Origin of the sequence: Streptomyces sp. NPDC001532 (assembly GCF_040298625.1) — a bacterium.
GTDB lineage: Bacteria > Actinomycetota > Actinomycetes > Streptomycetales > Streptomycetaceae > Streptomyces.
Genome location: NZ_JBEPAL010000053.1, coordinates 1 through 11,843 on the forward strand (window position 1 = coordinate 1; position 11,843 = coordinate 11,843).

The 11,843-nt window shown below is 73.3% G+C and carries 8 protein-coding genes and 3 pseudogenes; 5 read left to right on the forward strand and 6 right to left on the reverse strand.

Going from position 1 to position 11,843, the window contains the following annotated elements; genetic code table 11:
* Positions 1 to 165: 165 nt before the first annotated feature.
* Positions 166 to 1,008 carry an alpha/beta hydrolase gene (locus ABT232_RS33435; RefSeq protein ID WP_351847195.1) on the reverse strand — a complete coding sequence of 281 codons (843 nt, stop codon included), beginning with the start codon at positions 1,006 to 1,008 and terminating at the stop codon, positions 166 to 168.
* A gap of 216 nt (positions 1,009 to 1,224) precedes the next feature.
* Between ABT232_RS33435 and ABT232_RS33440 the strand changes: the two are divergent.
* Positions 1,225 to 1,656 (forward strand): annotated as a pseudogene (locus ABT232_RS33440) (transposase family protein); the annotation flags it as partial.
* Between the two features lie 232 nt (positions 1,657 to 1,888).
* Here ABT232_RS33440 and ABT232_RS33445 read toward each other — a convergent pair.
* From ABT232_RS33445 to ABT232_RS33455, 3 genes are all read right to left on the reverse strand, one after another.
* Positions 1,889 to 3,181: a C-glycoside deglycosidase beta subunit domain-containing protein gene (locus ABT232_RS33445; RefSeq protein WP_351847197.1), complete on the reverse strand. Its 1,293-nt coding sequence runs from the start codon at positions 3,179 to 3,181 to the stop codon at positions 1,889 to 1,891.
* Positions 3,182 to 3,299: 118 nt separating this feature from the next.
* Entirely contained in the window at positions 3,300 to 4,664 is a 1,365-nt protein-coding gene (locus ABT232_RS33450) for an MFS transporter (RefSeq protein ID WP_351847200.1), read from the reverse strand.
* A 218-nt stretch (positions 4,665 to 4,882) separates the two neighbouring features.
* Entirely contained in the window at positions 4,883 to 6,154 is a 1,272-nt protein-coding gene (locus ABT232_RS33455; RefSeq protein WP_351847203.1) for an ROK family protein, read from the reverse strand.
* A gap of 160 nt (positions 6,155 to 6,314) precedes the next feature.
* Here ABT232_RS33455 and ABT232_RS33460 point away from each other — a divergent pair, with 160 nt between their 5' ends.
* Genes ABT232_RS33460 through ABT232_RS33470 form a run of 3 tightly spaced genes read left to right on the forward strand, consistent with a single transcriptional unit; the run spans position 6,315 to position 9,792 of the window.
* Positions 6,315 to 7,382, forward strand: a complete 1,068-nt coding sequence (locus ABT232_RS33460) for a Gfo/Idh/MocA family protein (RefSeq protein ID WP_351847206.1) — start codon at positions 6,315 to 6,317, stop codon at positions 7,380 to 7,382.
* The gene (locus ABT232_RS33465) at positions 7,379 to 8,299 is read left to right on the forward strand and encodes a sugar phosphate isomerase/epimerase family protein (RefSeq protein ID WP_351847208.1); all 921 of its coding nucleotides are present in this window, start codon (positions 7,379 to 7,381) and stop codon (positions 8,297 to 8,299) included. The genes ABT232_RS33460 and ABT232_RS33465 overlap by 4 nt, the downstream gene beginning before the upstream one ends.
* A gap of 17 nt (positions 8,300 to 8,316) precedes the next feature.
* The gene (locus ABT232_RS33470) at positions 8,317 to 9,792 is read left to right on the forward strand and encodes a GMC oxidoreductase (protein WP_351847211.1); all 1,476 of its coding nucleotides are present in this window, start codon (positions 8,317 to 8,319) and stop codon (positions 9,790 to 9,792) included.
* 20 nt (positions 9,793 to 9,812) lie between these two features.
* Here ABT232_RS33470 and ABT232_RS33475 read toward each other — a convergent pair.
* Positions 9,813 to 10,355, reverse strand: a pseudogene (locus tag ABT232_RS33475) (saccharopine dehydrogenase); the annotation flags it as partial.
* A gap of 2 nt (positions 10,356 to 10,357) precedes the next feature.
* Between ABT232_RS33475 and ABT232_RS33480 the strand changes: the two are divergent.
* Positions 10,358 to 10,672 (forward strand): annotated as a pseudogene (locus ABT232_RS33480) (transposase); the annotation flags it as partial.
* A 72-nt stretch (positions 10,673 to 10,744) separates the two neighbouring features.
* Here the strand turns inward: ABT232_RS33480 and ABT232_RS33485 are convergent.
* Entirely contained in the window at positions 10,745 to 11,725 is a 981-nt protein-coding gene (locus tag ABT232_RS33485; protein ID WP_351847213.1) for an alpha/beta hydrolase, read from the reverse strand.
* Between the last annotated feature and the right edge of the window lie 118 nt (positions 11,726 to 11,843).

Here is an 11,843-nt window from a genome sequence, read left to right on the forward strand (position 1 = left end):
TCGCCCCCCATCTGCACAGGGGGTGCCCTTGGCGCGCCACCACCGCGCGGGCCCGGCCCGCCGGGGCCCGGCGGGCCGGGGTCCGGCGGCCGACGGGAACGCCGGGCCCGGCGTTCCCGTCGCGGCGGTGCTGGTCAGCCGGTGAAGCGCCGCGGGTGGTGCGGGTCAGCCGGTGAAGCGCCGCACGAAGGCGAGCGCGGTGTCGGCGACCTCGCGCCAGCCGCTGTCGATGGTGAGGGCGTGGCCGCGGCCCGCCATCTCGGTGATCTCGGTGACCGCGTGCTCGTTGCGGGCCTGCTTCTTGTACGAGGCGTTCGCGATGGCCCACGGCACGGTGTGATCCTTCTCGCCGGAGATCACCAGCAGCGGTCCGCGCTCGGGGTTGAGGGTGTCGACCTTCACCTCCGTCCACGGGTTGATGTTGGCGACGGCCGCCTGGAACAGCGGCTCGCCCGGCGCGGGTACGGCGAACCGCTCGTACAGCGTCCTGGCCTCCTCCTCGCTCACCGCGTTGGCGAAGGAATAGCGGAACTGGTCATAGGTCAGGGGCACCGCGCGGTGGTAGTTGGCGGGGTTGCCGAGGACGGCGCTCGCGGCGCGCAGCGAGGAGAACGGCAGCGGCAGCACACCGCGGAACGGCGCCGGGTCGATGGCGACGGACGCCGCGGCGAGTCCGCGGCCGGCGATCATCTGGGTGATGAGGCCGCCGAAGGAGTGCCCGATGACGACGGGCTTGCGCTCCAGGCGGCCGATCAGGTCGGCGAAGTGGTCGGCGACCTGACCGACGCTCTTGCCCGCGAACACCTCGGGGTGGGCGTTGGCCTCGGCGACGGTGTCGGGGTCGTCGGGCCAGCCCGGGGTCAGCGGCGCGTACCCGGCCTCGTCGAAGACGGCGGCCCAGCGGTCCCAGCTGCTGGGCAGCAGCCACAGGCCGTGGACGAAGACGACGGGGGTGCGGTCCTCGGCGTTGACGCGGGCTATGCGGTCGAGGTCGTGGGGTGTCGGCATGAAGGGTCCTCACAGGGGACGGCGCCGCACGGGTCCGGCGGCGGAAGGGCTGTCAACGGCACGCTAGACAGGAGGAGTTCGGCCGGGGTGACCACGCGCGCAGAGCCGTGTGCCAGGGGTGCACGGCGGCGGGCCGTCGATGCCAGGAATGCACGGCGGCGGGTCGGCAGTCCTAAAGGGTGTTGCAGAAGGCTTGGTGGCGGGCATTTTGGCTGTATGGGTGGGGTGTTGCGGGCCGAGCCGGTGTGGGTGGAGACGTTCACCGGGTTGCGGATGGGGCGCTTCGAGAAGCTGCTGCGGGTGGTGCGCGAGCGGGGCGGAAACGGCCCCGGTGGTGGTCGGCCGTGGTGTCTTCCGCTGGCTGAGCGGGTGCTGCTGGTGGCCGTGTACTACCGCACGAACCTCACCATGCGGCAGCTCGCCCCGCTCTTCGGCTGCTCACCCGCCACCGTCTGCCGGGTCATCCAGCGCCTGGGACCGCTGCTTGCACTGGAGCCGGCGCCCGGGCCGGTGCCGGGCGCCGACCGGTTGTGGATCGTGGACGGCACCCTGATCCCGGTGCGCGACCGGCAGGTCGCAGCCTCGTCACGCAACTACCGGTTCTCGGCGAATGTGCAGGTCATCGTCGACGCCGACAGCCGCCGCGTGGGCGACTTCCTGTGGGAGCCGCGGGGAGTCCGCCCGCTCCCACGAACGTGGCCGTACTGCGGACGCGACTCCGCGCGCGGGTCGTGCCCGAACCCGATCGAGGCGTAGCACCAGGGGCAGCACCGGCGTTCCTGCACGGCCTGCCTCCGCCTGCCGTGTCACACCGTCCCCGAGGTTGACCGCCCCTGCGCCGATGACCCCGACGACGACGTACGGGACGTACGGACTGGGCTCAGGCCCCGTCCGCCTCCAGCGAGCGGAGCAACGCGTGCTGGCGCCTCACCTGGTCGCGGCCTCGGCCGGGCTCGCGGCGGCCTTCGTACTCGCTGGAGAGCCAGCCCTGCCAGCCGGCGGTTCGCAGGGTGGTCATGATGTCCCGCCAGGGCACGTGCAGGTCGGTGAGCGAGTCGTCGATCTCGAAGAACTTGGCCTGGATGAAGTGGACGTGCGGGAGGACGTCGGTGAGGTCGGACATCGGGACGGCGAGGGGTTCGAGGAACGCCGGGCGCTTCTTGCCCTCGAAGCCTTCGTGGCCGTCGTCGACCGGGGCGGTCTGGAAGATGCCGGTGTCGATGAGCAGCTTGAAGTGGCGGCTGCCGGTGCGCTCGATGAAGTCGAGGTAGCCCTGGGTGACGGGATGCTTGATGGGGGTCGGGCTGTGGATCTCAGGGCAGATCACGATGTCGAGGTCGGCGGCCAGGTCGAGGACGCCTTCGACGGCGGGCTGCCAGATGGGGTGCGGGTCGAGGTCGGGCGTGACCACGCCGAACTTGGGGCGGACGGAGGTGAAGCCGAGCAGCTTGGCCAGGCGGAGATCGCGTTCGAGCTGCGCCCGCCCCTCCTCCGCGGTGAGGTCGCGGTCGTGCCACATCGCCGTGTCCACCCAGGCGCCGTAGTTCGTGGCGGTGAGGCCGTGCCGGTCGAGCAGTGCGTGCCAGGTGTCGATCCAGGCGGTGTCCGGGTGCGGGTAGCCGGGGATGTTGCCCTCGCCGAGGATCTCGATGCCGGTCGCGCCGAGGTCGGCGATGTCGGCCATGGCGTCCTCCAGTGTCATGGAGGTGTTGAGGTCGCCGGAGTAGCTGTAGAGGGAGACTCCGTAGCGCGGTCCGCCGTCCGCGCCGCTGTCCGGGACGATCGTGGCGGTGGTCGCGGACCGGAACACCGAGGGGCCGGCGACGGCGGGGATGTAGGGGCGGCGCAGGTGGACGGCGACCTCGACCCGGTGGGTTCCGGCGGTCAGGCCGCCCGGCCGGGGCACGTGCACCGTGGCGACCTCGTCGAGCTGCCACCGTACGTCCGTGGCGGAGCGCAGCTCGGCGAGCGTGAACGTGCGTCCCTGGAGGGTCCAGCGGACCGACTCGCGCGGGAAGGTCTCGCCGTCGACGGTGATCTCGACGCCCTCGACGAGGCTGCCGGCGATGCCGCGGTAGTTGGGATTGCGCAGGCGCAGCTCGAACCCGGTGACCCCGGTCTCGTCGGCGGTGTTGCGGAAGCCGCGCTGCTGGATGATCGTGCGTTCGAGCATGGTGAGGTCCCTCGGTGTGCGGGGGGTGCGGGGGGTGCGGGTGTGCGGGGGGTGCGGGTGTGCTGGGGGTGCCGAGTGTGTGGCGGGCGGCGCTGCGTGAATGTCGGTGGGCGGTGCGTCAGCCGGCGGCAGGGGCGGGCGCCGGCCGCTTGCGCTCCAGGCCGTAGGCGGTCATGCACGCGGCCTGCGCCAGGCAGAGCAGCACGGGCAGGCCGATGAAGGCCCACTCGATCGCGCCGGCAGCCTCGGCGGAGACGTGGTCGGCCTGATAGCCGCCCCAGGCCAGGGCCCAGGCGAAGAGCGAGCCGCCGAGCGCGGTGCCGACCTTCGTGGCGAAGCTGTAGCCGGCGTAGAGCAGGCCCTCGTCGCGGCGGCCGGTCAGGGTCTCCTGGTGGTCGATGGTGTCGGAGACGAGGGCCGGCGCGGCCACCAGGCCGAAGCCGCCGAGGAGGTTGGCGATCAGGAAGACGGCCAGGAACAGCAGCGGCTGCCCGTCGAGGAAGAACAGCGCCAGGTAGAGCGCGGCGGTGGCGAACAGGCCCAGATTGATGCCGCGGCGCTTGCCCGTGCGGCGCAGGACCAGCGGGGTGAGCAGGGAGCCGACGAGGGCGGAGGAGGAGAAGGCGAGCAGGATGTAGCTGGTGGCCCAGGCGTCGTCGAGGACCTCGCGGGCGTAGTAGACGGCGCCGGCGGTGACGATGCCGAGGCGTACGAAGGCCATCAGGGAGGCGCTGCTCACGCCGAGCCAGTGGCGGTTGCGCAGCAGCGCGGCGAGGGCGTCACGGGTGGCCGTCCGTTGTGTCGTCGACGGCGCCGGGCGTTCCTTGCACCGCAGCGCGACCACCCAGTAGAGCAGGGTGCCGACGACACCGAAGACGATCGCCATGGCGGTGAAGCCGCGGCCGCGGTCGCCGCCGCCGAGGGCGCCGACCAGGGGCATCACGGCGACCGCGACGGCGATCATGCCCACCGACGCGCCGACGAAGCGGTAGCCGCTCATCCGCAGCCGGGTGTCGGCGTCGTCGGTGAGCATCGGCAGCATCGCGCCGTAGGGGACGTTGACGAGCGAGTGGCTGACGCCGACCGCGATGAAGGTGACGGCCGCCCAGGCGACGGCCGCGCCGCCGGTGAAAGGCGCGGTGAAGGCCAGGGCGAAGAGGACGCCGAGGAGCGGGCCGGCGAAGATCAGGTACGGCCGGGCGCGGCCGAAGCGGCTGCGGGTGCGGTCGACGGCCAGTCCGACGACCGGGTCGATGATCGCGTCCGCGACCCGGCCGATCAGCAGGATCGTTCCGGCGGCGGCCGCGGTGAGCGCGGCGACGTCGGTGTAGAAGAACAGCAGGAACGCCGTCAGCGTGGTCCACGTCAGGTTGGACGCGAGGTCGCCCAGACCGTAGGCGAACTGGGCGGACCGGGGCGGGAGGTGCGGCGGGGCGGTGCGGGCGGAGGTGAGCCCGGTCGGGGAGGAGGGCACGGCACTCATCGTCGAGTCCCTTCGAAGACTGAGGGCGTGCCGCCACGAGGCGCGGGCCGGGGACAGGCGTGGCGCGGAGGGGTGGGCGGCTGCCGTTGACTACGGCGGACCTCGTCCAGGTCCGCTCGTTGTCGACGGAACTTATGTTCGCCACAGACATAAGTCAATGCCCTCTTGCCGACCTCTGTCCGCAGTGTGCGTTTCCGGCGTCCGTGACCCGCACCGGGTCAGGAGCGCTCGGTGAGCCGCTCGGGGCCGACGGATCCCGGGTGCCCGCCGGGCGTCCAGGCGGCGAGGGCGTCGGGGGAGAGCAGCGCGTCCACGGCGAGATGGGCACCGCCCGCGACACCGCCCAGATCGCCCAGGGAGGAGGCGCGGATGACGAGATCCGACGAGGCCAGCGGCAGGGCGCGGCTGCGCACGGTGTGGTCGACCACACGCAGGAAGGTGTCGCCGCCCGTCACGGCTCCGCCGCCGAAGACCAGGCTGTCGGGGTTGTAGAAGTTGACCAGCGCCGCCATCAGGCTGCCGATGCGTTCGGCCGCCCGCGCCACGGCGGTGACGCACCAGGCGTCCCCGAGCACGACTCCCTGCCCGATGTCGGCCGGAGTGATCTCGCCGTGCGCCTGGTGGAGGTCCGCCAGGTAGCGGCTGCGGCCCTCGTGCACGGCGGTGACCGCGTCGCGGGCCAGCGCCCAGCCGCCCGCCAGCGCCTCCAGGCAGCCGGTCCGCCCGCACCGGCACATCACCGAGTTGTCCTCGAGGATGCGCGCGTGGCCGATGTCGCCCGCCGAGCCCCGGCTGCCTCGGTGGACGTGTCCGCCGCTGACGATGCCGGCGCCGATGCCGGTGCCCGCCTTCACGAAGATCAGGTGGTGGTCGTCGTCGACGGCGCTGCTGCGCGCCTCGCCCAGCGCCAGCAGATTGGCGTCGTTGTCGACCCAGACCGGCACCGCGAGGCGGTCCTGGAGCCGGCCGCGGACGTCGAAGCCGTCCCAGCCCGGCATGATCGGCGGCTGGGAGGGCCGTCCGGTGGCGAACTCCACCGGCCCCGGCACGCCGACGGTGGCCGCCCAGAGCAGATCCGTGTCCCGGCCCTTGAGCAGCGCGGCGAACTGCTCGCCGAGGAAGTCGAGCGTCTCCTCCGGGCCGCGCGAGACGGGCCACTCCAGATGCCGGTGGTCCAGCACCCGGGCGTCCAGGTCGCAGACCGCCACGTCCACCGCGGCGACACCGAGGACCGCGGCCAGCACGAGCCCCCGCTCGGCCCGAAACCGCAGCCGCCGGGGCGCCCGGCCGCCGCTGGACGGACCGATGTCGGCGTCCTCCAGCAGACCGAGTTCGATGGCCTCCTCCACACGCTGGGAGATCACCGTGCGGCCCAGCATCGAGGCGGCGCCCAGCTCCGGCCGGGTCCGGGCGCGGCCGGAGCGGACGAGGCGGACGACGGTGGACAGGGCGTCGAACTGGTCGACGGCGGTGGGTGGACGTCGTGTCATGGCCGCCATCCTCTCGTACTTCCGTCCTGGCCGACCTCATCCTTGACGACTTTTGCATGTCACGTGCAATAGTGGTCGGCGACAGCGCTCCCAGCGCGCACTGCGGCTCCGGACGCGCACCGCCGAGCCTCCCCACTCCGAGACGAAAGCTGAGTCAGCCATGCCATCACCGGTCCACGCCGCCCTCGTCGGCACCGGCTTCATGGGCGCCGTGCACGCGCGGGCCATCACCGCGGCGGGCGGCCGGGTACGGCTGGTCGCCGGCAGCTCACCGGACCGGTCCCGCTCCCTCGCCGACACGCTGCCGGGAGCCGCCGCCGCGGACTTCGCCGACGTACTCGCCTCCGACGTGGACGTGGTGCACATCTGCACCCCCAACCATCTGCATCACACCATGGCGCTCCAGGCGATCGAGGCGGGCAAGCACGTGGTGTGCGAGAAACCCCTCGCCCTCACCTCCGCCGAAGCCACCGAACTCGCCGCCGCGGCCGACCGGTCGGGCCTGGTGGCGACGGTCCCCTTCGTCTACCGCTTCCACGCCTCCGTACGACGGGCCCGCGCACTCGTCGCCGCCGACGGCCACACCCCGTGGCTGCTGCACGGCTCCTACACCCAGGACTGGCTGGCCCGCGCGGACCACACCGACTGGCGTGTCGACGCGGCGCTCGGCGGCGGCAGCCGCGCCTTCGGTGACATCGGCATCCACTGGTGCGACCTGATGGAGTTCGTCACCGGACAGCGCATCACCACCCTCCAGGCCACCCTCGGCACCGCCCACCCCGTCCGCGCCGGACACCCCGTCACCACCGAGGACGGCGGCGTCATCACCTTCCGCACCGACGCGGGTGCACTCGGCTCCCTGGTGATCAGCCAGTCCAGCGCCGGACGCAAGAACCGCCTGTGGTTCTCCTTCGACGGCCCCGACGCCACCTACACCTTCGACCAGGAGGACCCCGAACGGCTGTGGATCGGCGGCATCGACGGCAACCGCGTCCTCCTGCGCGACCCTGCCGCTGCGGGCGGCCGGCCGGACGCGCTGCCCGCCGGCCACCCGCAGGGTTACCGCGACTGCTTCGCCGACTTCGTCGCCGACACCTACGAGGCCGTCCGCGGCGGAAAGCCCGACGGCCTGCCCACCTTCCACGACGGGCTGCGCGCGGCCCGGCTCACCGAGGCCGTCCTCACCTCGGCCTCCCACCACGGCACCTGGACGGAGATCCCCGAATGAAGCTCGGCATGCTCACCGCCTGCCTGCCCACCTGGCCCCTGGACCGGATCGCCGCCTGGGCCGCCGAGGCCGGCTACGAACGCCTGGAGGTCGCCGTCTGGCCCGGTACCGGCGGCCGCGACTTCGAGGCCTCCCACATCGACGTCACCACCCTCGACCGGGCCCGCGCCGACGACATCCGGCAGTCGCTGGACCGCCACGGGCTGGAGATCTCCGCGCTGGCCTACTACGAGAACAACCTGCACCCCGACCCCGCCCGGCGAACCGAGATCCGGACCCACCTCAAGCACGCCGTCGACGCCGCCCAGGCACTCGACGTCCCCTACGTCGGCACCTTCATCGGTCGCGACCCGGCCCGCAGCGTGCCCGACAACCAGCGCGAGGCCGAACGCGTCCTGCCCGAACTCGTCGACTACGCCGGTGAGCGCGGAGTACGGCTCATCGTCGAGAACTGCGTGATGGAGGGCTGGCATCCCGACGGCGGCCCCGGCAACATCGCCTACTCGCCCGAGCTGTGGGAGTGGATGTTCTCGCTCGGCCTGTACCTCAACTGGGACCCCTCCCACCTGATGTGGCTCGGCATCGACCCGCTGACGACCATCGCCCCGTACGCCGACCGCATCGCCCACGCCCAGGCCAAGGACATCGAGATCGACACCGCGGCCCGCAACCGCTACGGCTTCTTCGGGACCACCGACAAGAAGGGCGACCCCTGGGCCACGGGCTGGTGGCGCTACCGCGTCCCCGGCCGCGGCCAGGTCGACTGGCCCCGCGTCGTCGACCGCCTCTACGAGGCCGGCTTCACCGGCACCCTCTCCGTCGAGCACGAGGACCCCCTCTGGGGCGGCACCCCCGACAAGGTGTGCCAGGGCCTCACCATCGCCCACCACACCCTGCGCCCCCTCGTCATCGCCTGACCCTCCAAGGAGCCCCCATGCCCCTCCCCTCGGCGCCCGACTACGACGTCATCGTCGTCGGCAGCGGCCCCACCGGCAGCACCTACGTCCGTGAGGTCTTCGACCGGCACCCCGGCGCGCGGATCCTCCTCGCCGAGGCCGGACCGAAGCTCACCGACCCGCCCGGCGGCCACGTGAAGAACATCGCCGACGACACCCTGCGCACCCGCGCGCAGCGAGCCTCCGAAGGACCCGCGCCCGCCCCGGCCGGCCGCCCCGGAACCCGGCTCCTCGGCGCCCCGGACATGCCCGCCGCCGCCCTCTCCACCAACGTCGGCGGCATGGGCGCGCACTGGACCGCGGCCTGCCCCCGGCCCGGCGACAGCGAACGCATCCCCTTCGTCCCGGCCGACGAGATGGACCGGCACCTGACCCGCGCCGAAGAACTCCTGCACGTCAGCGCCCACGCCTTCGACGACGCCCCCTTCGCCGACGAGGTCCGGCGCAGACTGGCGGACCTCTTCGACGCCGGCCGCCCCGCCTCCCGCCGGGTCGCGCCCATGCCGCTGGCCGTCACCACCCGCCCCGACGGCACCCACGTCTGGAGCGGCACCGACGTCATCCTCGGCCCCGCCGCCCACGACCCCCGCGTCGAGATCGCCGACCGCTGCCTGTGCCTGCGCGTCCTGCACGACGACGGCACCGTCACCGGCGTCGCCGTACGCGACCTCGACAGCGGACGCGAGACGACACTCACCGCCCGCGCGGTCGTCGTCGCCGCCGACGCCCTGCGCACCCCGCAGATCCTCTACGCCTCCGGCATCCGCCCCGCCGCCCTCGGCCGCCACCTCAACGACCAGCCCCAGATCGTCTACGCCGTGCAACTCCCCGACGACCTGGTGGCCGAACACCGCGCCGTCACCGACCGCACCCGGCACGCGGACGGCGGCATCATCCCGCAGAGCGGTGTCAGCTGGGTGCCGTTCACCGCCGACCGGCCCTTCCACGGCCAGGTCATGCAACTCGACGCCTCACCGCTCCCGCTCGCCCAGGACGCGCCCGTGGAGCCCGGCTCCATCGTCGGCCTCGGCTGGTTCTGCGCGAAGGACATCACCGCCGACGACCGGGTCACGTTCAGCGACACGGAACAGGACGCGTTCGGCATGCCCGCCATCACCGTCCACTACCGCTACACCGACCGCGACCTCGCCACCGTCGAGGCGGCCAAGAAGGCCGTCGCCGAAGCCGGAGCGTGCCTCGGCGTCCCCCTCGACGAAGCCCCCTTCCTGCTGCCCGCGGGCAGTTCGCTGCACTACCAGGGCACCACCCGCATGGGCCCCGCCGACGACGGCACGAGCGTCTGCGACACCCACAGCCGGGTCTGGGGCACCTCGGGCCTCTGGGTGGCCGGCAACAACGTCATCCCGACGGCCACCGCCTGCAACCCCACCCTCACCTCGGTCGCCCTGGCGTCGCGGGGCGCGCTCTCCCTGCTGCGGCACCTCGCCGCCTGACGGCACGGCCGACGCGGTCGTCAGTCGAGCGTGAGGTGCGGCGCCGGCGCGCGCAGGAAGTCCGGCGCGTCGAAGATCTCCCCCGCGGAGGCGACGCCGACCGTCCTGGTCCGGCCGGTGAGGATGCGCTGGAGCGCTTCGACCGCCAGCGGCGCGGTGACGGCGTAGATGTCCTGCCCACGGGCCACCATGCGCCGCTCGGCGCCGCCGGAGCGTACGACGACGTCGACGAGGAAGGTCTGCGCGGACCGCCCGTGCTCGTCGACCGCGGCCGGCGTCGGCGTCTCGGGCGCCGACAGGTCCCGGGCCCTTTCCCTCGTCATACAGGTGCGGACGCGCGGGATGGACAGGTGGCTCGGGATGGTGACGACGTCCGCCATGGTGAACTCCCCGATGACCGTCCGCGGGCCCATCGGAGCGGGGAAGGACCAGGTCTCGGTGGTCGGGTCGTCGCGGCGGTAGCTCAGCTTCCCGTCGCGGTGGACGACGCGCCGGCCGCCACGCCGCTCCCGCGAGACCGCGCCGGCGACCCGCGTGCCGCCCGTCGGATGCCAGCTGCTCAGCCGGGCCCGGCCGCCCCAGGACCCGGCCCGAGCGGGTCGCCGCGGACAAGGGCCACTCGTCCACGAAGATCCGCTCCTACCTGCGCAGGCGCGGCATCAAGGCCGCCGTCCCCGAGCGGATCGACCAGATCAACGGCCGCATCCGCCGGGGCGAGAGCCTGTGCCGGCTCGACCGGGCGGCCTACCGGCGCCGCAATGTCGTCGAGCGCTGCTTCAACAGGCTCAAGCACAACAAGGCCCTGGCCACTCGATACGACAAACTCGCCCGCCACTACCAAGCCCTGGTCACCATCGCCTGCCTACGACTCTGGCTGCCCAGACTTTGCGGACACGACCTAGGGGTGCACGGCGGCGGGCCGTCAGCCCCAGGAATGCACGGTGGCGGGCCGTCAGTGCCAGGGGTGCAGGGCGGTGTGCAGGGTGTCCATCACCTGGGTCCGGGCGGCCTTCGAGGCGTCGCTGCCGCGCAGGGCGCCGAACAGGGGGAAGCCGTGCACGGTGCCGTGGTAGCGCACCGACACGACGGACACCCCGGCCTGCCGCAGCCGGGCCGCGTAGCTCTCCCCTTCGTCGCGCAGGACGTCGGCCTCGGCGGTGACGACCAGGGCGGGCGGCAGACCGGCGAGTTCGGCGTCCGTCGCCCGCAGCGGTGCGGCGGTGCTGCGCAGCCGGTCGGCGGGGTCGGGCACGTACTGCTCCCAGAAGTCGCGCATGGCCCGGCCGCCGAGGAAGAAGCCCTCGCCGTAGTCCCGGTAGGACCGGGTGTCCATGGCCGCGTCCGTGACGGGGCAGACGAGGACCTGGTGGACCAGGTCGACGCCGCCGCGCTCGCGTGCCAGGAGGGTGAGGGCCGCGGCGAGGTTGCCGCCCGCCGAGGTGCCGAGGACGGCGATCCGCTGCCCGTCCAGCCCGCGGTCCAGGCCGTGTTCGGTGAGCCAGCGGGCCACCGCGTGGACCTGTTCGACGGCCACCGGGTAGCGGGCCTCGGGTGCGCGGGCGTACTCCGGCACCACGACCGCCGCGTCGGCGCCGAGCGCGAGGTCGGTGAGGAGCGCGCCGTGCGCGGAGGCGTCCGACAGGGTCCAGCCGAGGCCGTGCAGGAACAGCACCACGGGCAGCGGCCGGCCGGCGCCGGCCGGCCGCAGGATGCGCACGGCGACCCGGTGCGGGCCGGACGCGGGCAGGGACAGCCACTCCTCGCTCACCTGCTCGTCCCGGTGCTCCCGGTCCAGCAGGGCGGCGACGTCCGCCCGCGCCGGCCCCGGATCGGCGCCCCGGGGCACCGACGGGCAGACGTGGTCGCGGACGAACTCCCGCGCCCGCGGCTCCAGTACGAGCGGCGGATGCGGCACCGGGCCGGAAGGGGACACGCGAACTCCTGGTGGGTGACGGCGTCCTGCGAGGTCGGCCGCCTCCGGGGTACCGGTGATCGCGCGCGGCACCGGGACGACGGTAGGGGTGATCGAGGCGGCGCGCATGCCTGCGGGT